Source organism: Streptomyces sp. NPDC031340 (assembly GCF_055569945.1).
Genome location: NZ_JBVIIE010000064.1, coordinates 12,694 through 32,753 on the forward strand (window position 1 = coordinate 12,694; position 20,060 = coordinate 32,753).

Consider the following 20,060-nt stretch of genomic DNA (forward strand, 5'->3'; position numbering starts at 1 on the left):
TGTACGTCCCATTCATCCTGCCAGGTCGCGGCGGGCGGCTGGGGCGGTCTGCGGGGAGTGGACCGGTGCGGGAGCGCGGGCCGGGCCGCCGCTACGGCGCGCCGGGCGCCGCCACCACCGCCCACACGGTCTTGCCCGGCGCACCGGGCCGCGGGGCGATGCCCCACTCCTCGGCCAGTGCGGCGACCAGCGCGAGACCGCGTCCGCCTTCGTCATCGGGCAGGCCGTCCCGGACGGGGGCGGGGTGCCGCTCCCCGCGGGCGTCGCTGACCTCGATGCGGATGCGGCCGGTGACGCGGAACCGCGTCAGACGCAGACTGGCGTCGCGTCCGGGCACGCGGCCGTGGGTCGCGGCGTTGTTGGCCAGTTCGGCGACGATCAGTTCCACGGAATCGTGCACGGCGGTCCGGTGGCGCCAGCCCCAGGCGTCCATCTGGCAGGAGGCGAGCCGGCGGGCGAGCCGGGCACCGCGTGGGGACGCGGTGAAGCGGAACGAGAGAACCGTCTGGTCGGCGAGCGGGAGCGGCAGCGTGGACCGCCGCTCCTGGCGGGGGGACGTGGTCATGTCCCGAAGATCCCGTGGTGAAACCCCCGCTCACCAGGTACGACACCCCCACGGTGGCGCTCTGTGGGGGCGACGGGAAGCTCTGCCGGGGTTGTCGGGGTTGCCCCCTGGCAGGCGCGCGCTTCGCCCGGTCAGAGCCTGGCCCGCAGTAGCAGCACGCTCCACGAGACCCCTGGGCGTCGCTGCAGGTCCGGCTGCTCGCGGACCATCAGTACGTCGAGTCCGGCCCGGCGCGCCAGCCGGATCGTCTCGGACAGGGGAACATCGAACATACGCCGCCCGGGTGGGACGGGACCGTGCCGAAGGGTGATGAGCACGCGCCCCGTCGGGGACAGCAGCGACCGGACGCGCGTCATGGCTGCCTCCCGGTCTCCGTGCTCCAGGTGCATCCATACGGCGACGATCAGCACGAGGTCGAAGGGTCCGTGCACGCCGGGGAGTCCGGGCAGTGCGCTGTCGATCCAGGTGAGGGGCGCGTCCGCGTGCAGTCGCTGTCCGATCTCGCGGAGTTCGGGCGTCGGTTCGACCGCCACCACGTCGTGGCCCAGTCCGGCGAGCGCCGCCGCGTCCCTGCCGGACCCCGAGCCCAGGTCGGCGACCCTGGCGGGAGGAGGCGGAAACAGGGGGAGCATCTCACCGTGGACATTTTGGAAGGAGATGCTTTCGTACTGGCGCGCGAGATCTTCGGCCGCGGCGCCATAGCCCGTCGTGCCCGCGGGGGAGAAGCGTCTACTCTGTTCTGGACCCGCTGGGTGGTTTCTCTCAGCCTCACGCATTACTCACCATCCATGCAGAAGACAGAGCCGAAAAGACGCAGACAATCCGACGTACATTGTTTCAGTCAACTTCGACGAGCGACAACCTTTTTACTTGTGTGCCCCTGCGGCATCCTGTAAAGTCCTCCCGACTTTATTCTCTCCTCGGCTGAGCCCTTGGACAAGGGGTAGGCATGGAAAGCGGACTCCGCTGTGTCGATTCGGAATTCTGCGAGGAAATCGCAGGTGCGCCGGACACCACTTTCTCGGCGATTTACGGGGGCGACCCGCCGAGCCGTGTCATCTGGGAAACCTCGCGGTTCCGCCTCATCGCCGACATGTCTCCCCTGTGCGCCGGTCATCTGCTGCTTCTCCCGGTCGAACATTATCTCAGCTTTGCCGAGTTCGTCGATGTGCGTCATGGTGAACTGGCGGCCGTGTTCTCGGTCTTAAAGTCCTTATATCGAAGTGCCTTCGGACCGCTTACGATACTTGAGCACGGATCCTCCGCCGCCATGCGGACACGCGCGTGCATTTCTCACGCGCATTGGCACATACTGCCCGTCGATGGTCATCACGTCGATTCTCTGATGGCTGCGGACGGGCTGCCCGCTGTTTCCCTCGCCGGCATCAAAGGCCTGGCGGCCCTGCGGGGTGAGCCGTATTTTCTCTGCGCCCATGAGGGCGAATACAAGGTGTACGACGGGCATACCCCCATGCGCAGCCAGTATCTGCGCTCCGTCGTCGGCCGTCTGCTGGACATCCCCGACCCGCTCTGGGACTACGCCCTGGTCGTCCGCAAGGAGCTGCTCCGCGAGACCATGACGATCACCAGGAGTTGGCGGGACGCCCTGCCGGCCGTGGGGACGTCATCCTGAGCACATGTGGAGGGCGGCACGTGCCGCGCATTTCGATTTCCATCGACGGACCCACGGCCAGTGGAAAAACCACTCTGGCCACACGTCTTGCCCAGTCCGTCGGACTGGCTTTCCTGGATACCGGACTCACTTATCGAAGCCTGGCCTATGCCCTCTCCCGGGAGCCGGCGGAGAGCCTGCGAACCCGGCTGCACTCCGCTCTGGAGCACCGGCCCGTCGTGTACGACAGGACCGGAGAACCGGTGCAGGACCACGCCATTCTCCTGCACGGCAAGGACATCACCGAGGGGATCTGGGATCAGTCCCTGGACAGCAGACTCAAGACGGTCGCGCAGGATTCCGCCTGGCGCGAGGAGATCCTGCGCATGCATCAGGCCATCGTCGAGAAGCACGGCGATGTCGTCGCCGTCGGCAGAGACGTGGCCATGACTCTCCTGCCGGCGGCGCGTCTGCGGATCTACCTGACCGCCAGTCTGGCCGTGCGCAGGGAACGGCGGCGTGCGCAGTACCGCGACCGGAGCGACCGCTCCACGGCGGTGGGCCCGCCCACGCAGCGCGACGAGGAGAACCGGGCCGCCGTCCGGTCGCTCCCCGACTCCATCGAGATCGACACGACGTATCTTCCCGCTTCGGCGGTGTCCACATGCGCCCTGAACAGGCTGAGGAACACCTCGGCGCCAGTACTCGGAGAAAGGTGCGATGAATCATGACCTCGCAGGAACCGGTCTACTCGGACGAGCCGACACGGGTGAAGCAACTGGTGAGTGAGTTCTTCAGCGGCCAGTCCGGAGCCGATGTGGGACCGGGCGGACTGGACGTGGTCCTGAGCATGGGCGCGGACGTGCGGGACGACTGCGCGGTGTACGACATCGGATCGCCGGTGACCCTGGTCGTGGGATCGGACTACATTCGCGGCCCGAAATTCATTCTCCATGAAATGGGCCTGTTATCGGACTTCGACATCGGCTATTACCTGGCCGCGGCCAATATCAGCGACATCGCCGCCATGGGCGCGACACCCATCGGCCTGCTCAGCGTCGTCCGCTACCCGCACGAGCTGGACGATGCGGGGTTCCGGGAGGTCATGGCCGGAATCCATCAGGCGTGTACCGATTCCGGAACCCTCAATGTGGGCGGCGACATCGGCAACGCCGAGCGCGTCATCCTCTCCGGAACCGCCCTGGGCGTCTGCCGGCCGGGCAAGGTACTCAAACGGAGCGGCGCCAGGCCGGGAGACCTCCTCTGTGTCACGGGCGCCTGCGGCCTGCTCGGAGCCGCGGTCGCGTATTTCCCGAAGCAGGACTCCTTCCTGCCCCGCAGGCTTCCTGCGGACGCGGCGCGGAGGCTCCTGGACAGTTGGCGAAGGCCTCGGGCCCGCGTCGCCGAGGGACGCGTCCTGTCCGAGAAGCCGTTCGCCACGTCGTGCCAGGACACCTCTGACGGGCTCAAGGCCACCATCGAGCAGATCATGCAGGCCAGCGGGGTGGGCTTCCGCGTCACGGAGCGGGACGTTCCCGTCGACCCGGCGGTGCGCATGGTCGCGGACCTCATGCGGGTCGATCCGCTGGCTCTGACGATGAGCGCCTCGTCCGACTTCCAGTTGGTCTTCACCCTTGCCCCGGATGATCTGGAGGCATGCCGCGCGGAGTTCACCGCCATGGGGCTGGAATTCTTCGTGATCGGCGAAGCCACCGACGACGGAGAGGCGTGGGCGGTGAGTGACGAGGGAACGCGCCCGTTGCCCGGGGTGGCGTGGAAGCACCAGAAGTCCGACGTCAGCCTGCTGGCCTCCGGCTCGTCCGACCCGCAGTCCAGATGAGAACGCTGACCGCCAAGTTCCTGGACCGATCGATACTGCTCGGGGCATCCCTGGCGCTGATAGCCCGGCAGTACGACCTGCCGAGCCAGCAGTTCTGGGCCGACGCGATGCTGAACCATCCGTACGTCGTCGTCACGCTCGTCTGCACGGTCGCCCTGTTCGGCGCCCTCACCCCCTTCCAGAGCTACGCGGACCGGCAGCGGGTGGGGCGCCGGGTCGTCGTCCGGCAGCAGGTGCTGGCGCACTTCGGCAAGATGCTGGCCGTGGCGCGAAACGCGCAGCCGCCCGTGGACACGGGTGACCTCGGGCTGCACGTGTGGCAGATCCAGCGGTCGCTTCGTCATCCGCTGCGGGGGTACCTGCGGCGCACCGTCACGTATCGCCTCGGAAGCACCCCGGCCACCAGGTCCTTCGCGCCGACCAAGGGGGTGGGCGTAGTGGGCCTCTGCTGGAAGCGGAACGAGGAGGTTTCCTTCGACGTGCGGGAACTGGCGGACCGGCTGACGGACCGACAGGAGTTCGAGCGGTACCGGGACGCCCGGGGCGCCGACGCGGTGATGGGCCTGACCTGGCCGGAGTTCCGGCGTGTCGCGCACCGCGGGGCGGTCTTCGCGAGCCCGATCAGGAGTCGCGGGGGTGACTTCATCGGATGCGTCAGCGTCGATGCCCGACACGGCCACGCCGCCATGGACGTGGATGACTTCTGGCACGAACTGAACTCGTTGTGCTCCCGTATCGGGCAGGACGACTTCGACGTCCTGTGATCCGGCCGTGGATCTCAGCGTCGGCCGGTATGAGCGTCGGTGAGCTGCCTCAGCCCGGGTTCCTCGTCGGGCTTGGCGGCCCAGAGGTCCGGCTCGCAGTTCGGGACCGCCTGCCGGATTCCGCCACGAGGATCAGCGACATCCCCGAAGCGCCGGGGGATCAGGTGGATGTGCAGGTGGTCGACGGTTCGTCCGGCCGCTCGCCCCTCGTTGACGCCGATGGTGAACCCGTCGAGGTCGCCGTGTTCCTCCGTGAGGCGTTCCCGCGTGGCGAGGATGAGGGCATAGGCGTCCTTGACCTCTCTGGGGGTCAGCTCGAAGAAGGACTCCACGTGGCGTTTGGGAACGACCTCCACATGGCCCGCGGTGGCCGGGAAGTTGTCATAGCGGACGTAGAACGTCTTGTTCTGCTGCAAGATTCTGTTCAGATCGGGTTGGTTCCGCCGGCAGAAAATGCATGCGGAATCTGTCTCCGCCGAACTGCGTCGAATCCAGTGGCTTAACCTTCTGAAGAGCGAGGGCAAAATTCCTTCGGTGTCCGACCGTTTCTGGTCCATCGCTCGCTCCATTCTCTCTGAGGTCGACTCCGTGTAGCCGCGCACGCACCATGATGTCGCGGCAGACGGGCTTGTGGGGTGTTGTTGGGAACTCTCGTCGCACAGCCCCGGGCGCCCCGTCCACAGTCATGCACTTCATCAAAAATCGGGCGATGGTGATGAGTTTGGGTGGACTGATGGTTAGCACCTCGAACGGTAGCGAAATCCTCGGCGGTACGCTAGCCGTCCTCCACGCCTGACACGGTGAGGCGTGGGTGCGAGCAGGCCGCACGCTCAGAAAGTCCTACCGGTGCGTTTCGGGGACCGGGAGCCGAGCCGGCGATCGCTGCGGTGCGGACCGGCTGGTTGCGGAGGCGACGGTATCGCACGAAAAGGGGTGGGATGGCCCGAGGAAGGGAACGTGCGGCGCCAGTTCACTCACAGGAGGCAACCGGTGCCGTTCGACGCCTGTTTGACGTGCGTCGGGCCTGCTCTGCGGCTACGGTTCCCTCTCCGGCCGGCAGGCATCCGATGTCATCATGGCGCGCACCGTGCCGGACGTGGCCGGTCCGCGACGGCTCGCGGAGAGCGGCGAGGCGACCGGACGGGAAGGGCGGGACGAACTCCGGCTCCGCGCGCAGGCCGGCCGGCGGGTGGCCGGCGTGCTGGAACCGGCGCTTGCCGAAGATGGCGGTCAGACAGGCGAAGGCTCGTCCGGGGATGGCCTCACGCCCAGGCAGGCAACCAGAGTCTCCATCGCAGGATCGGTGAAGATCTGGAAGTAGTAGCCGCCGTTCGGCCGGTCGTCGACGTATCCCGTCAGCAGGATTCCTCCCGGGTATGCGCGGAGGTTCTCGACAGCCGCGGCAAATCCAATGGAAGGCTGGCCGGTCTTCTGGAGCGTCCGCTCTCTGCGGGCGTAGAGGGAGACCAGGCGCATTTTCGGCGACTGGTCCGGCCACAGTTCGAATTCTGCGCCCTGCGTCAGGGCATCGGCGCACTGCTGCGCAACTTGGCCGCCCGTTCGGAGCAGGCGCTGCAAAGTCTTACGTTCCATGTGAACTCGCTGTCGGTGTTTCCGTCGTCGCGGCGTCCGGGGCCGGACAGCGACGAAGGCAGCGGTCAGGCATCATGCCCATCAGCTGAGAACGCCCGCCCCCTGGCCTTCAGGGCGTGCCAGGAAATTCCATCACGCATTCCCTGACCAGGTCGCAGAAATTCGAGAGATCCTGCTGGTCGGCCCCACGCTTCACGGCCCGTTCGATCTGCCACTCGGTGAACAGGGGAGCAAACCAGAGGAGCCTGACGAAATCCTGGTGCAGAGGCTCGCCTTCCGGGACCTCGATGGATTTCAGCAGATCGATGTACCGCTGGGCGAGCTCTGCGTCGAAGTCTCCTGCCCTGAGCTTCCCCAGCGGCCCTTGATCAGGATCCCATGCGAGGCCGAGCGCCTCCAGTACCTGGGGGTCGGAATGTTTCACTCCCGGACTCCAATGATCGCTTGTGAGGCAGTGACGGCACAGTGTCTCGTCGCCGACGGGCCGGAACGGCCCGGAACCCCGCGTCCGGCGTGCGCACCGCCCCTGCTGCTCCTGTCACCTCATACCCGGTCCTCCTCGCCGGCTTGGGCAAGGATCCGCCGCAGGACCGGCAGGTCGGCCGCCTCGTCGCGCCGCAGCCGCCCGCGTCCGTCCGCGTCGAGGTCGGCGGGCCGGACCACGACCAGCCGCAGCCCGTGGGCGGGTATCTCGGTCTCACGGCGCGCGTCGTACAGGGCGCGCTGCTCGCCCCGGTGGACACCGCTCACGGTGAGCCGGTCCGGCTTGTCGAAGTGCGGTACCGGCCGGTCGTGCTGGAGTTCCCGGTACTCGACCACCAGCCGGTGACCGGGCCAGTACGCGTCGACCGGCAGCCTGACCCGCCTGCCTCCGGCTCCCGGGTCCCCGAGCAGCCAGTCGAACCGGTGCTGTGTCAGGGCCGTTTCGCCGAGGACCCGGTTGCACAGGCCGATGACGTACGCCTCGTCGCTGTCGTCTCTCGCTCCCATGACGCGCATCCTGCCAGGGGCCTCTGACAACGGGGAGTCACGCGGGGACCGGGGGCAGCGGTGCGGGCAGTGCGCGTCGACTACGTTCGGCCGAAGGGGTGTTGAGGCAGTGACGGCACAGTGTCTCGTCACCTACCGGCCGGAACAGCGTCGGTTGCAGGTGGTCGCCGGCGCACTCACGGGTGCCCGTCAGGCGGGCGGAAAGGCGCGGGGACGGATGGGGGCCACGCTGTCCGGCGTCGGGGGTGTGCGGGGGTGACGCGACGGCTGCCGGTGCCGGTGCGGGCGGTGCCGGGGGCGGTACGTCGCGCAGGAGGTGCCGCAGCAGGCCGCCGGGACGGTGGACGGGGGTGCCGTCGTCGGGCAGGCCGCGCAGGATGTGCAGGCGGACGGCGGCGGGCGGGTGGCCGGCGGCCAGCCAGCGGGCGGTGAGATCCGTCAGCTCGGCGTGCATCGCGCGCGGGATGTGCCGCAGGTCGGGGGAGAGGGCGGGAAAGGCGTCGACCAGGGCGCGGGCCTCGTCGAGGTGGGGGAGCGGGGGATCGGGCTGGTGGTGGTCGTGGTCGTGGCCGTGGTCTACCGCCTCCTGGGCTTGCGGGGAGTCCGCGGCTTGCGGGGCTGGCGAGGGGTGCGGGGCTTCGGGGGCTTGGGCGGCATCGGGTGCGTCCTCGGGGGGTTCGGGGGGTTGGTGGGAGGTGTTCCCACGGGTGTTGCGGTAGGGAAGACCGTCGGTGAGCCGACCAGTCCGCTCACCGGCGATCGGGTTCGGGGCACTCGGTGCGACCTGCGGCGCTACGGGCATGCGGGCGAGGAGCTTGGCGGCTTCCCCGGGGCTCAACGGTACGTTGGAGACGAGCTGTTGGGTGACCCAGTGACCGCCGGGCCCCTGGACGCGCCGCTCGTGCACGAAGCCTTCGTCCTTGAGCTGGCGCTTGGCCCGGGTGAAGGCGCAGCCTCCGATGCGGGCGCGTTCGGCGGTCCGGGAGAGTGATTCGCGGGCGCCCTCGGGGAGGGAGAGCTGCCAGGTCAGGAGGCGGACGGCGTCGGAGGACAGCCGAGGGTGCCGGATGAGGTCGTGGGAGAACTGCGTGAAGGCGCGCGGGGGCGCGATAAAGTGCCGGTAAATCACGGTGGAGTCCACTTCCACTGGTGGTTCAGGCCCTCGCGGACGGTTGCAGCCGTCGCGGGGGCCGTTTTGTGTGGTGCGCTGAGGCGACCGTAGCGCACGCAAAGTGTTCGCGTGAGCGCTATCCGTGAAGAACGGTTCCTGCGGGGGCCTGTCACTCGTACGAGCCAACTTGTCCCTGTTCGGGCGCCCTTGACGCACGGGTGTTCCTAGCCTGCGGGAAGGGTGGACGGTCGGTCCGGCGGCGGGAGGCGAGGGACGTGGACGTGGGTGCGGACTCGGGCATGGGCGGCGCGGAGCCTGACTCCAGCGGGGATTTCCTGCGCTGCTTCGGCCGCCAGATGAAGCTGCTGCGGGAGGCGGCCGGGCTGACGCAGGCGCAGTTGGGCGAGCGGGTCGGGTACGGCGAGGCGCAGATCGCGGCGGTGGAGCAGGGGCGGCGCATTCCGAAGCCGGAGCTGATCGACGCGGTGGACCGGGCGGTGGGGGCGCGGGGTGTGCTGGCGGCGATGAAGGAGGAGGTGGCGAAGGCTCGGTATCCGTCGTTCTTCCGGCGGTACGTGCAACTGGAGGCGGAGGCGGTTGAGCTGCATGCCTACATGAACCATGTGGTCAAGGGGCTCTTGCAGATCGAGGATTACGCGCGGGCCGTCTTCCAGATGTGGCGTCCGTTGCTGAGCGAAGAGGCGATTGAGCAGGGCGTCGCCACGCGGATGGAACGACAGAGGTTCTTCGCGCGTCGGCCCGCGCCGCTCCTAAGCTTCGTCATTGACGAGCACGTGCTCAGGAGGCCCCTTGGCGGGCGAGAGGTTCAACGAGGCCAGTTAGAACAGCTCTTGCTCTACGGACACGAGCGCAACGTCGAGATGCAGGTCATGCCGCTGGACCGGGAAGAGCATGCCGGGCTGGCCGGACCGTTCACGTTGATCCACCTGGAGAATCAGCGCAGGATGGCGTACGTGGAAGTGCAGGGGCTGAGTTCCTTGCACACGGATCCGAAGAAGGTCAGTTCGCTGGAAGCGACGTACGGCGTTCTCCGAGCGCAGGCGTTGACCCCCCGTGAGTCACTGGCCTTCATCGAGAAGCTGTTGGGAGAGCTATGAAGGCAAGCAGCCCCGAGCCTGCCATCCAGCAACTGAGCTGGTTCAAGAGCAGCTACAGCGCGGGTGATGGCGGCGACTGCGTCGAGGTCGCGGACGTCGGCACTGCCGTACTGATCAGGGACTCCAAGCGGCCGGAGAAGGCGATTCTCTCCGTCAGCGTCGATGAGTGGACCGCGTTCGTGCGGATGGCCGCGCGCGGCTGATGTGTGGTGAGGGAGGGGCGGCCGGTTGGTACAGCCGCCCCTCCCTCATGTCACTCGCTCTTCTTCCGGCCCCGGGTCTTCTTCTCGGGGCGCCAGTTGGTCAGGTCGGAGTCGGACAGACCCCGGTCCGTGCGGCCGGAGTCGAGGGCGGCCTGGAACTCCTCGGCGGGGTTGCCTTCCCACTCCTCGTCGTACTCGCCGTACCACTGGTGTACCCAGGGCATGACCTCGCGCAGCCCGGCGAGCAGCGGGACGAATCGGGGGTCGTCCTTGGCCCAACCGCCGCTCTCGACGCGGTTGGTGAGGAGTCCGACGAGGGCTTCGGCCTGCTCGCGGTGGTTCCAGCCGGCCCAGCCGAGGAGGAGGGAGGGGTCGGAGTCGAGGGAGGCCCCGGGGTAGGAGATGAAGCGCTCCTTGGGCACGTCGAGCTTGCCGCGGTTCGACCAGTAGGAGTGCTTGAGGAAGTCCGCGCCGGTGTACTTGGGCGGCACGTTGATGTCGAGCCGCTTACCGGTCCGGTCCTCCTCGCGCTGCTTCTCCCAGACCTGCTCCCACTGGGCGCGCTTGCGCAGACCGGAATCCTTGTAGCGGAGGGCGGCCAGGTATGGCACGTGCTCGGGCTCGATGACGGCGGCCAGAACGGTGGCGAGGGAGGCGTCGCGCTTGCCGAGATGGTCGGTGGCGTAGAGCTGGGCGACTGCCTGCACGTCCGGGTCGTGGCGGATGGCGTCGGCGAGTTGGTTGACGGTGAGCGGACGCGGCACGGTGAACCCGTCCTGCTCCTCGAACCACAACTCCTCGCGCTCGGCGGCGTCGAGCAGCCAGTTCCGCAGAGCGACGGCCTCGCGCTTCTCCCAGGGCTCGGTGGACCAACGGCGCTTGTACTCGGGGCGCTCAATAAGCCGGATGTCCTTGTTCGCCTCGATGAGGTCGATCCGCGCCTGGACAACCTTGCGGTAGGCTTCGGGCCAGTGGGCCGGAATCTCCGTGGCGGGCGTGGAGCCGTGCCGCACGAACCACGCGGTCTCGGCCTCCCCGGCGGCAACCTTCCGCGCGAGCACGATCTCGAACGCCCGCTGTCCGAGGGCGACTTCGGGCGCTTCGGTGGTGGTTGTTCGCGTGACCTCTTCGGCCGTGAGTAGCCCGTAGGCCCCGTAGACGGTCCAGTCCAGCTCCTCTTGTAGCGCAATCATGCGGCCACGGATCTGCTCCTGCGCTTGGCGGGCTTCGTTGAGGGCTTCGCGGGTGGGGATGGCGGCGTGGGCGAGGACAGATAGCTCATGTCTGGCTGACTCCTGGGCCAGGGTATCGAGCTCGCGGGCAAGGGGAACGGGGAGCTGCTGCGGCAACGGGAATTTCTGGAGCTTCGTTGAGCTGAATTGATAAAAGCGCTCCCAATCCTCACTCGTGAATCCGCCGCCCTCGCCCCGAATTCCTTTGTCGTGACTCACCTGTTTCATCCAGAAGCAAGCAGCCGAGGAATTCAACAGTCCCAAGAGCTCCAGATGCTGTTCCTCGGTGGCCTCCTTCGGCAACTTGATGACCGGTGCGGTCTGCTTGAAGACCTTCCCGCCCCGATCCAGCACGAAGTGATTATGCGTGGCCACTTCACCGTAGGTGATTGATAGTTGCGTTTTGTATCGCTCGCCAACCCATCGGTACCAAGTCCACCACGGCTCATCCGACTCGGCGCGCGTCTGGCCGCCAAAGCCTGTTGTCGATCCGAGAACGGTGCGCATGGTCCACAAGTGGCGTCCCCAGGCGGAGTCGGAGTCATAGGGTACTGGCTCTTGTGATGCGCTATAAGGCACGAGAGCCGGTACTTCTGCAGCGATGCCCCAGTCGCGTACCACGTCTCCAGTGATCAGTCGTCGCCCAAGCGGAGTGGCGTCCGGCCGCTGCCTGAACCACGGTTCGGACAGGAAGAACACCTCATCCTGACCAGGGAAACTGGCAAATCCGATAGGGCGGTCAAGCGGATCGCCAAGGGTCCTTTGGTTCTTTCCAAGAATGGCCATGACATCCGAGGCTCCCCCGCCAGAAAGACTCCACGGGAACTCGGCGAACGCCGACCGGGATGCGTCCGTGACGCTCACCCACTCAGACTCGCTCCCCGGCCGACCAAGCTGCTCGGTGATCGCCGTCCACACCAGCCCCTTCGCCGCGTCCTCCGGCTGGCTGGGCTCACCCCGAACGCCGAGCACCGCGCGGATCCGATCAGCCTGCCGCGACTGGTGGTTGCGCCCGGCCAGTATCACCGTCGGCGTCCCGTGTCCTGGAATGAATGCGCCCGAGGTGTCGATCACGTGGGTGAGGGTGACCCCCTGGAAATCCCTCTTCTGGCCCGACTTGGGGTCCTTGTACAGCCGTCCCCCATGGAAGTACGCCTCAATGAGGACCTTGCCGAACTCCCGCTTCATGAACGAGTTCGAGGTGATCTGCCCGGTGAAGCCACCGTCCCGTTGGTCACCCTCCGCGCGGATCGCCAGTTCGAAGATCCGCTGGGCGAAGGGCACCGACAGCGCGTACTTTCCGGCGCAGGAGAAGTAGGCGTACCGGTAGTTCTGGTTCTCCTGGCTGTCCTTGACGGTGATGTACGGCGGATTTCCCACCACCACGTGGTACGACCCCCGCCCGAGCAGGTCCACCTCCCGGGCGTACAGGTCCACGTCCTCCGTGCGGTAGTAGAAGGGCTCGTTCTCCGCGAACAGGGTGTCCAGCGCCTCCGTCACCGTCTCCGCGCCCCGCCCGTGCAGCAGTGAGTCCGCGACCGCCACCCGGATCGGCAGTTCGGGCGCCGCGCTCAACTCCCGTACGCCGCACGCCTCCAGCGCGGCCACCAGAAGCCGGAAGCGGGCGATGGCCACCGCGAACGGGTTCTTGTCGGCGCCGTGGACGGACTCCAGGGCGCGCCGGACGAGTACCCACTGCTCGGTGCCGGGCTCGGCGTCCCGCCACTTGGCCAGCAGGCGCCGGAAGAGGCCCAGCAGGAAGTGCCCGGAGCCGCACGCCGGGTCGATGGAGCGCAGCCCCCGCACGACCTCCGTGCCGTCCGGGCCGTCCGCCCACAGCTCGCCGCCCCAGCCGTCGGGCCGGTGCTTCCAGGCGGGGGTGAGGCCGAACTCCTCCACGGCCGGTTCCAGCGTCAGGTCGAGGATGAACTCCTCGACGAACACCGGGGTCTGGAGCAGCGCGTAGGTCTTCCGGGCGTGCTCGGACAGGTCCTGGTAGAGGTCGCCCAGGAACCGGGTGTCCAGCGCGGGGTCGGTGAAGTCGTGGACGATCTCGCCGTCGGCGCCGCGCTGCCGCCAGAACGCCAGCAGGGCGGACGCGGCCTCGTAGGAGGGCTCCACCTCGTACAGCGGATTGTGCGCGCGGTCGAACAGGCCGGCGGCCGTCGGGTGCGCGGCGGCGAGCGCGTCGAAGGCCTCGAAGAGCCAGTCGCGGTCGTTCTTCTGCGGGTGGCGGCGGAAGAAGTCGTCGTGCCGGTCCTGCGCCTCCGCCAGCCGCTCGCCGGGACCGGCCAGCCACGGGTCGGGGATCAGGCCGTTGTCCTCGGCGAAGCGCACGAACACACACGCCAGCACCCACGCGGCGGCGATCTGCACGACCCGCTCGTCCCGCCACGTCTCGTACATCGCGGCCGTACGCTCCGCGGCGAGGGCCCGGTCGTACTCGGCGCGCAGCGCGGCCCGGAACTCCGGCTCGCTGTCGGTGCGCTCCCGCAGGTCGTCCTCCAGCAGGCGGGCCTGCGCCTGGAGGTCCTTCAGCAGCCGCACCCGGTCCAGTGCGGCCCCCGGCCCCCGCGTCCCCTCCGCCGTCACCGCCACAGCCGTACCTCTCATCCTGCTCGCCGGCCCCGCGACCACCGCGGACGCGCACCGATTCACCTGCGAACCCCCCGGGCCCACCGCCCCATCCTGCCAGGCGGGACCGCGCCGCCTCACCGATCGCTTCCGCCGCATCCGCTCACGATGCGTTCACCTGCGGTCACGCCTGCCGGACGATCACCCGGCATCACCCGTCCCGGCGGTGCGGTGCCCTGGCCGGACAGGCGTGGGTCATGCGACGAGCACCGGCGACTTCCGCGCTGCGGTGGAGTTGTCCGGTTCGCTCCCGGCCGGCCGGGGAATGGCCCTAGCGTGTGGGTGGGGTCCGGACGGATGACAGGGGTGGGGGAGCGCGATGGAGCCGATTTCGATGGTCCTGCTGGCGGCGCTGGCCGGCGGTGCGGGGGGCGAGGCGGGCAAGCAGGCGTGGTCCGGGCTGAGAGAGCTGGTGCGCCGCCCGTTCCACCGTGCCGACGACGCGCCCGCGGCCTCGTCCGGAGAAGCGGAACTGGCGGCGCTGGAAGAGGCACCCGGACCGGAGCCGGCGAACGCGCTCAGCACCGCCCTGGCGGTCCGGGCGGCCCTGGACGCGCAGTTCCGCACCGCCCTCCAGCAGTGGCACGAGCAGGGCAAGCTGGTCCGGATCGGCGACAGCGAGGAGAACAACATCATCAGCGGCGGCACCTTCCATGCCCCGGTGCTGCAGGCCCGGCACATCTCCGGGACCTCCTTCACCACCGCACCGCCCCCGCCGCCGCCCTCCACCCCGCCCGGTACGGCGGCCCCGCAGGACTGACCGTCACGCTCCCGGACGCCGGCGGAACCGCCCGAAACGCCGCCACCGGCTGCCGGTCCCGGCCGGGGCATGTGGTGGGGTGCCGGGCGGCGGCAGGGCCCGCGCGCCGTGCGCCGGGGCCATCCGGGCCGCCTCCTCCGTCAGGCCGAGGGCCGTGTACGCCGTGACCAGGTTGTCGACGACCTCGGCCCGGAGGCCGTCGTCCCCCACCTCCTCGGCCAGGCCGACGGCCTCACGCAGGACCTCGACGGCCCGGTCCCGGTAGCCGAGGCTCCACGTCGCGCAACCGTAGACGTTCAGTGTCGAGGCCAGCCGCACCAGGTTCTCGTGCTTGCGGAAGTGCTCGCTCGCCCGGTTGAGATGGACCAGGGCCATCGCCGGGTCGCCGAGAGCGAACAGGGCCGAGCCCTGGCACAGCAGCGCCTCCGCCTCGGAGATCTCGTCCCTGAGCGGAATCCAGAAGCATCTCGCGGCCTCCGCGCTGAACTTCGCGGCCTCCTCGAACCGCCCCAGCCGCAGCAGAACGTCACCGAGGTCCTTCAGGGCGTGCGCCCTGCTGGTCATTGCCCCGCCGCCCTCCTCCTCCAGCCGGTCCACGGCGCTGCGGAGGATCTCGACGGCTTCCGTGTACCGGCCCTGGCGGGCGAGTGCCGTGCCGAGGTGGCTGAGCGCGGCGTTCTCGCGGAACCTCTCACGCACCTTCCGGAAGCACTTCACCGCGCGGCGCGCCGCGTCGGCCGCTTCCTCCAGGCGGCCCTCCTCCTGGAGGGCGAGGCCGAGGAGGTCCCAGGCCATGCCCGTCAGCTCCACCTCGCCGAGGCCCTTCCCGGCCACCACCGCCCTCTCCAGAAGAGCGGTCCACTGGCTAAGGACACGGCGCAGTCGCAGGTAGCCGCCCAGTACGACGGGCAGCGTGACCGAGAGCCCGTAGTGTCCGTCCGCCTGGGCCCGGGCCGTCGCGGCCAGCAGGTTGGCGTACTCGTCGTCCAGCCACTTGATGCCGGCGCTCGTGTTCCCCAGGAAGCGGGTCAGCGGGCCGTCGTTGCTCATCGCGACGAGGTCGTTGAGGTTGAGTGCGGCGGCAGCGGCCGTCTCCACGTAGTAGGCGTTCAGCCGCTGCTCCGCCTCGGCGAGTTCCCCGGCCGCGTCGGCCGCCGCCCGCTCCTCGGCGAACAGGCGGACCAGGTCGTGGAAGCCCCAGCGGCCCCACCGCGGAGCCTCGATCAGGTGCGCCCGGGCCAGCGACTCGAGCAGCCGGTCGGCCACCACGTCCGCCAGCCGGCCGGCTGCCTCGGTGGAGATGTCCGGACCCGGGTTGAGCGCCAACAACCGGAACAGCCGAGCCTGTTCGGGAGGCAGCCGCTGGTAGGAGAGGTCGAAGGCGGCCCGGACGGTGCGCTCGTCCCGCGACAGGGCGTCGAGGCGGCGATGCGCCTCGGCCAGTTCGGCGGCGAACTCGGACAGCGGCTTGACGGGGAGGTCGGCCAGCAGGGCCGCCGAGATCCTCAGCGCGAGCGGCAGGTGGCCGCACAGGTCGGCCGTCCGCTCGGCGGAGGCGCGGTCGCCGTCCACCCTCCCGTCGTCCCGGCCGAGCACCCGCCGCACGAGCTCGACCGCCGAGTCCGTGTCGAGGGGACGCAGCACCATCCTGGCCTCGCCGAGCACCAGTTTGTGGCGCGAGGTCACCAGCGCGGCGTGGTAGTCGTCGGCGGGCAGCAGCGGTTCGGCCTGCTCCTCGCCCGACGTGTCGTCCACCACGACGAGCAGACGCCGTTCCTGCTCGGCGTAGGCCGCCAGCACCGAGCGGTAGAGCCTGGTCAGCTCCTGCTCGTCGTTCGGGATGTGCTCGGGCGGTATCGCCAGCGCGCGCAGCACCTGGGCGAGGGCCTGCTGGGGCGAGAGCCGGTTGCGCTCGTCGTAACTGTGCAGCTCGACGAAGAGCACTCCACCGGGGAACCGGCCCTCGTCCTTCCACGCCCGCCAGGCGGCCTCCACGGCCAGCGCGGTCTTGCCGACTCCGGGCATCCCGACGACCGTCACCACCGGGGACCGCTCCAGGTCTCCGACGACCGTGGCGAGTTCGTCGCCCCGGCCGGAGAACACCCGGCCGCGCCTGGGCAGCCCGCTCAGCGCGGGGGTGATCTCCCGCGGGAGGGTGATCTCCACCCGCTGCCCCATCACGACCGCGCCGAAGAATATTCCGCCGCTGATGTGGTTCCCCACTCGGATCCCCCCTGTCCCCCAGCCACGCTAGGGCAGCGTGAGGGCAGCGCACGACCGTTTCGGCGAGGGCCGCGGGCGGTCGGCACAGCGGCAGGACGCGGCAGCGCGATGAGCGCGCGAGGCCGGTCCGCCGAGTCTCGCTGAAACCTCCCCGAACCGGTCGGCAGAGACATACGCTGACCTGGGGATTCCGCCGGCCTGGCTGAGGCTTGGATCTGTACGGCGGAACGGAGGGGAACAGCGGGCCGGGGGACAGCCCGTCCGTGCGAGGCCGGGGAGCGGGCAGAAGCCGCCCGTCGGCACGCCGGACGCGCCGTGCGGCCCGGGACCGGGAGGGGCATGAACCGCTGGGTCGGCATCGTGTCGCTGCGGGACACCGCGGCGCCGACGCCCGTACACCGGATCGCGCTGGCCATCGAGGCCGCGCGGAAACGCACGTCGTACAGCCTCGGCGGCCGGCAGGTGCCGTACGAGCGGATGCGCGCCGCGCTGCGGCGGGTCGGCCAGCGCTACGCGGCCGACTCGCAGTGGGACAGGTGGTCGTACTGCATCGACCTGGCCGGCGACTTCTTCGACGGTGGCGGGCACGTCGGCGAACTGCCCCGCTGGCTGACCGGCGAACTGCGGGCCGTACTCGACGCCGACGACGTACCGGCCGGCAGACGCGCCCGGCAGCACAAGCCAGAGGCCACGCGGGCCGGGAGTCGCAGATCCGGGTCGTCACGGCCGCCCAAGAAGGCCAAGCCCGCCGCACCCGCCCGCACGGCGCCCGCCCGCCCCGACCGCACGGGGCACCGGCCGGCGCCGGAGCCGCCGCCGCGGCCGTACATCCGCGTCCAGCGGCCGCGCGCCGTACGGGATGTCGTCCCCGCACCGCTGACGCAGCCGCCCGCAGCTCTGGTGGGCACGTTCGGGGACGTGGTGTGTGCCGCGATCAGGGACGCCGCAGGGGAGTGGGACGCCGGGCCGGAGACGGTGGCCTGGCTCGGGCTGGCGGCATCGCACCGCAGCCACCTCTACGAGAGCGGGCTGGCCGAGACCGCCGTGACACAGCACGTCCTGGCCATGCTGGACAAGCTCGGCCGGAGCACCCTCGACGTGATCCTCGTCGACGCCTACGTCGCGGATCACGAACCGGAGAAGGTCGGTGTCCAGTCGAGCGAGCACCACCGGCGCTCGGCGGCCGCCCGGAGGGCCCTCGGCACATGGGCGGCCGGGCGCGGCCTCGTCCGCATGGGGGCCGGCGAGGCCCAGCAGCCGGCACCCTCCGTCGCGGAAAGCATCGCCAAGCAGATCCTCGGCGTGCTCAGCCTCACCGGCGCACACGACACCGCCCGGCGGCTGGTCGATACCGTCTGCGCCGGTATCGACAGCGCTCCAGGCGACGTCGGCGGCGCGGACCCCACCACCGCCGCACAGACCCTCTTCGACCGGGACGGGCTCACCTACGACTACACCGAGCAGGGACCCGACCACAACAAGACGTTCGTCGCCACCGCCCGGCTCCGCGACGGCCGCACCGCACACGGCAGCGGGCCGTCGAAGAAGGCCGCGCGGGCCGCGGCCGCCCGCGCCCTCCTGCGCGGCCATCCGCAGGCGGCAGCGCCCCGCGGCGGGCAGGCCGCCACCCCACGGATCGCCGTGCCGCCGCAGCCTTACCGCAACGCCCCGCTGAGGTACCGGGACGCCTTCGCCGACCTGACGGCCATGTTCGAACTCGACGGCCGGCGCGCCGCGGGACTGCTCGCCCAGGCCCTCACCCACGCGTCGTACGTCTACGAGAACCAGGAGGAGGTCGCCGCCCACCGGCAGCGCGACAACCACCTGCTCGCCCACCACGGCTCCGTGGTCCTCAACCACCTGGCCCGGCACACCAGGACACGCCAGGTCCTGGCCCGGGGACTCGTGCCCGACGAGGACGAGGCCCGCATCCACACCCCCGCCAACGAGGACACCACCCGGCTCGGCACCGCCCTCGTTCTGAGCGAGGCCGTACTCACCGGCCGTGGGGAGACCGGGCAGCGACCCGGCACCGTCGCCGACGCCGCCCAGGCCGTCGTCGCCACCGCCTGGCGGATCCACGGACCACGACTGCTGCACCGCAGACCCGCCCTGCTCGACGACTGGCTCGCCGGGCTCCAGCACCAGCACGACCCGGTCACGGCCCTCAACCAGCTCATGGTCGCCTTCGGGATGACGTACGTCTTCGAACACGAACTCACCGGCCCGGACCACCTGCAGACCTTCACCTCCACCCTCGTACTGCACGACGCACGGGGCCGCGTCCACCGGTGGACCGCCCAGCCGGACAGACCCTGCTCCAAGTCGGACGCGGACAAGGTGACCGCCCGCGACGTCCTCGACATCCTCTCCGCGCCGGCCGAGGACCTCGTCGACACGCTTCTCCCGGCCGAACGGGACCTGCTGCGCTACCTGCTGCGCGCCCAGTTCGACGGACTCGGGCCGACGAACGCCCGCCAGCGCGCCCGGATGGCCGGCGGCGGCCTGCTCGGCACCGACCTGCTCGCGACCGGAGACCTCGACGCCTTCCGCGCCTGGGCCGCACGCGTCGGCTCTCTGCTCGGCCCCGCGGACACCGCCGTACCCGACACGCTGCGCGAGCTGTACCGGCAGATCGTCCACGACACGCGCTCCGGTCCCAGCTCCCTCCTGCGCCGCATGGCAGCCGACCAGGGAACCGACCACACGGCGACGGTCCGTCGCAACGCGGCCGAGACGGTACGACGTGCCGCCCGCACCCGCCCGTGGGGTGCCTCCGTCCGGGACGTCGTTCAGGACTGGTGGCGTGACCAGGCGCCACGGACCGGGGTCACGGTCCGGGACGACATGCGTCAGGAGAGCTTCCTGCCCCTCGCGGCCCAACTCGCCGCGCTGCGCGAAACACTGGGCTGGTGCGGTGAGGCGGCCGAGGCGGCGAACACTCCGATCGACGTCGAACTGACCATCCAGGACGGCACCCTGCACACCTGGATCGGTCTGCACGGCGTGGACGCCAGGACGACCTGCGACGACTTCGCCCGCCTCCTGTCCCGCACCCTGCCCTGCACCGACTGCCTCGTCGACGACGACCACGTGCTGCTGAGGCTGCACGGCAGGCCCGACACGGAGTCCCTGCCACCGCTCGCGGAAGCCGGCGTGGACGCCTACCTGAGCGGGGGCGAAACCCGCCGGCCACCCGCCACGGCGCTTCGGGAAGAACCAGAGGAAGAGGCCACGTGACCGGCCTCCGCAACGGTGTTCCCTTGTCGAAGACGGTGTGGCACAGCGGGCCGGGCAGATCGTTGCGGCCGTTGTAGCAGAGGGCGACCATTCCGGCGGTTGTCGAGTACGCAACGGTGCGGTGGATCATCACACCGTTGATTGGCCCCAGGGACCCACGAGGTTGGGGTGCGCG

General features: G+C 69.7%; 17 protein-coding genes. 8 read left to right on the forward strand and 9 right to left on the reverse strand.

What is annotated here, in order from left to right:
* Positions 1-91: 91 nt before the first annotated feature.
* Complete coding sequence (locus ACZ5GT_RS34450) at positions 92-565, reverse strand: ATP-binding protein (protein ID WP_469034309.1); 474 nt, start codon at positions 563-565, stop codon at positions 92-94.
* 131 nt (positions 566-696) lie between these two features.
* The gene (locus tag ACZ5GT_RS34455) at positions 697-1,197 is read right to left on the reverse strand and encodes a class I SAM-dependent methyltransferase (RefSeq protein ID WP_469034311.1); all 501 of its coding nucleotides are present in this window, start codon (positions 1,195-1,197) and stop codon (positions 697-699) included.
* 317 nt (positions 1,198-1,514) lie between these two features.
* Between ACZ5GT_RS34455 and ACZ5GT_RS34460 the strand changes: the two genes are divergently transcribed.
* From ACZ5GT_RS34460 to ACZ5GT_RS34475, 4 genes are read left to right on the forward strand one after another with little or no spacing between them, the layout of a single operon-like run.
* The gene (locus ACZ5GT_RS34460) at positions 1,515-2,198 is read left to right on the forward strand and encodes an HIT family protein (protein ID WP_469034313.1); all 684 of its coding nucleotides are present in this window, start codon (positions 1,515-1,517) and stop codon (positions 2,196-2,198) included.
* Positions 2,199-2,218: 20 nt separating this feature from the next.
* Positions 2,219-2,908, forward strand: a complete 690-nt coding sequence (locus ACZ5GT_RS34465) for a (d)CMP kinase (RefSeq protein WP_469034315.1) — start codon at positions 2,219-2,221, stop codon at positions 2,906-2,908.
* Positions 2,905-4,017, forward strand: coding sequence for a thiamine-phosphate kinase (gene thiL / locus ACZ5GT_RS34470; RefSeq protein WP_469034317.1), 1,113 nt, complete (start codon positions 2,905-2,907; stop codon positions 4,015-4,017). Before ACZ5GT_RS34465 ends, thiL begins: the two co-directional genes overlap by 4 nt.
* Positions 4,014-4,781 carry a hypothetical protein gene (locus ACZ5GT_RS34475; protein WP_469034321.1) on the forward strand — a complete coding sequence of 256 codons (768 nt, stop codon included), beginning with the start codon at positions 4,014-4,016 and terminating at the stop codon, positions 4,779-4,781. The genes thiL and ACZ5GT_RS34475 overlap by 4 nt, the downstream gene beginning before the upstream one ends.
* A 14-nt stretch (positions 4,782-4,795) precedes the next feature.
* On the opposite strand, the gene ACZ5GT_RS34480 is transcribed toward ACZ5GT_RS34475, so the two are convergent.
* The 5 genes from ACZ5GT_RS34480 to ACZ5GT_RS34500 all read right to left on the reverse strand — a co-directional run bounded on the left by ACZ5GT_RS34480 (position 4,796) and on the right by ACZ5GT_RS34500 (position 8,505).
* On the reverse strand, positions 4,796-5,350 hold the full coding sequence (locus tag ACZ5GT_RS34480) for an HIT family protein (RefSeq protein WP_469034366.1): 555 nt from the start codon (positions 5,348-5,350) through the stop codon (positions 4,796-4,798).
* 661 nt (positions 5,351-6,011) lie between these two features.
* The gene (locus ACZ5GT_RS34485) at positions 6,012-6,374 is read right to left on the reverse strand and encodes a hypothetical protein (protein ID WP_469034323.1); all 363 of its coding nucleotides are present in this window, start codon (positions 6,372-6,374) and stop codon (positions 6,012-6,014) included.
* Positions 6,375-6,483: 109 nt separating this feature from the next.
* Positions 6,484-6,798, reverse strand: coding sequence for a hypothetical protein (locus ACZ5GT_RS34490; protein ID WP_469034326.1), 315 nt, complete (start codon positions 6,796-6,798; stop codon positions 6,484-6,486).
* A 119-nt stretch (positions 6,799-6,917) separates the two neighbouring features.
* On the reverse strand, positions 6,918-7,364 hold the full coding sequence (locus ACZ5GT_RS34495; RefSeq protein WP_469034329.1) for a hypothetical protein: 447 nt from the start codon (positions 7,362-7,364) through the stop codon (positions 6,918-6,920).
* A 37-nt stretch (positions 7,365-7,401) separates the two neighbouring features.
* A complete protein-coding gene (locus ACZ5GT_RS34500) occupies positions 7,402-8,505 on the reverse strand; it encodes a hypothetical protein (protein ID WP_469034332.1) in 1,104 nt (367 codons plus the stop codon).
* Positions 8,506-8,774: 269 nt separating this feature from the next.
* Here ACZ5GT_RS34500 and ACZ5GT_RS34505 point away from each other — a divergent pair, with 269 nt between their 5' ends.
* Together ACZ5GT_RS34505 and ACZ5GT_RS34510 are read left to right on the forward strand one after the other, a co-directional pair.
* Positions 8,775-9,593 carry a helix-turn-helix domain-containing protein gene (locus tag ACZ5GT_RS34505; RefSeq protein WP_469034368.1) on the forward strand — a complete coding sequence of 273 codons (819 nt, stop codon included), beginning with the start codon at positions 8,775-8,777 and terminating at the stop codon, positions 9,591-9,593.
* A complete protein-coding gene (locus ACZ5GT_RS34510) occupies positions 9,590-9,796 on the forward strand; it encodes a DUF397 domain-containing protein (protein ID WP_469034334.1) in 207 nt (68 codons plus the stop codon). The genes ACZ5GT_RS34505 and ACZ5GT_RS34510 overlap by 4 nt, the downstream gene beginning before the upstream one ends.
* Positions 9,797-9,846: 50 nt before the next feature.
* Here ACZ5GT_RS34510 and pglX read toward each other — a convergent pair whose 3' ends face one another.
* On the reverse strand, positions 9,847-13,626 hold the full coding sequence (pglX, locus tag ACZ5GT_RS34515; protein ID WP_469034336.1) for a BREX-2 system adenine-specific DNA-methyltransferase PglX: 3,780 nt from the start codon (positions 13,624-13,626) through the stop codon (positions 9,847-9,849).
* A gap of 355 nt (positions 13,627-13,981) precedes the next feature.
* Here pglX and ACZ5GT_RS34520 point away from each other — a divergent pair, with 355 nt between their 5' ends.
* Complete coding sequence (locus ACZ5GT_RS34520) at positions 13,982-14,422, forward strand: hypothetical protein (RefSeq protein WP_360749087.1); 441 nt, start codon at positions 13,982-13,984, stop codon at positions 14,420-14,422.
* A 3-nt stretch (positions 14,423-14,425) separates the two neighbouring features.
* On the opposite strand, the gene ACZ5GT_RS34525 is transcribed toward ACZ5GT_RS34520, so the two are convergent.
* On the reverse strand, positions 14,426-16,645 hold the full coding sequence (locus ACZ5GT_RS34525; protein ID WP_469034342.1) for a tetratricopeptide repeat protein: 2,220 nt from the start codon (positions 16,643-16,645) through the stop codon (positions 14,426-14,428).
* A 339-nt stretch (positions 16,646-16,984) separates the two neighbouring features.
* On the opposite strand from ACZ5GT_RS34525, the gene ACZ5GT_RS34530 reads away from it, so the two are divergent.
* Positions 16,985-19,885: a putative dsRNA-binding protein gene (locus tag ACZ5GT_RS34530; RefSeq protein ID WP_469034344.1), complete on the forward strand. Its 2,901-nt coding sequence runs from the start codon at positions 16,985-16,987 to the stop codon at positions 19,883-19,885.
* Positions 19,886-20,060 lie beyond the last annotated feature (175 nt).

Coding starts and splice junctions, on each gene's coding strand:
- ACZ5GT_RS34510 (WP_469034334.1), top strand. CDS start 9,590: ATGAAGGCAAGCAGCCCCGAGCCTGCCATCCAGCAACTGAGCTGGTTC.
- ACZ5GT_RS34475 (WP_469034321.1), top strand. CDS start 4,014: ATGAGAACGCTGACCGCCAAGTTCCTGGACCGATCGATACTGCTCGGG.
- ACZ5GT_RS34495 (WP_469034329.1), bottom strand. CDS start 7,364: ATGGGAGCGAGAGACGACAGCGACGAGGCGTACGTCATCGGCCTGTGC.
- thiL (WP_469034317.1), top strand. CDS start 2,905: ATGACCTCGCAGGAACCGGTCTACTCGGACGAGCCGACACGGGTGAAG.
- ACZ5GT_RS34530 (WP_469034344.1), top strand. CDS start 16,985: ATGAACCGCTGGGTCGGCATCGTGTCGCTGCGGGACACCGCGGCGCCG.
- ACZ5GT_RS34505 (WP_469034368.1), top strand. CDS start 8,775: ATGGGCGGCGCGGAGCCTGACTCCAGCGGGGATTTCCTGCGCTGCTTC.
- ACZ5GT_RS34485 (WP_469034323.1), bottom strand. CDS start 6,374: ATGGAACGTAAGACTTTGCAGCGCCTGCTCCGAACGGGCGGCCAAGTT.
- ACZ5GT_RS34480 (WP_469034366.1), bottom strand. CDS start 5,350: ATGGAGCGAGCGATGGACCAGAAACGGTCGGACACCGAAGGAATTTTG.
- ACZ5GT_RS34520 (WP_360749087.1), top strand. CDS start 13,982: ATGGAGCCGATTTCGATGGTCCTGCTGGCGGCGCTGGCCGGCGGTGCG.
- ACZ5GT_RS34460 (WP_469034313.1), top strand. CDS start 1,515: ATGGAAAGCGGACTCCGCTGTGTCGATTCGGAATTCTGCGAGGAAATC.
- ACZ5GT_RS34450 (WP_469034309.1), bottom strand. CDS start 565: ATGACCACGTCCCCCCGCCAGGAGCGGCGGTCCACGCTGCCGCTCCCG.
- ACZ5GT_RS34455 (WP_469034311.1), bottom strand. CDS start 1,197: ATGCTCCCCCTGTTTCCGCCTCCTCCCGCCAGGGTCGCCGACCTGGGC.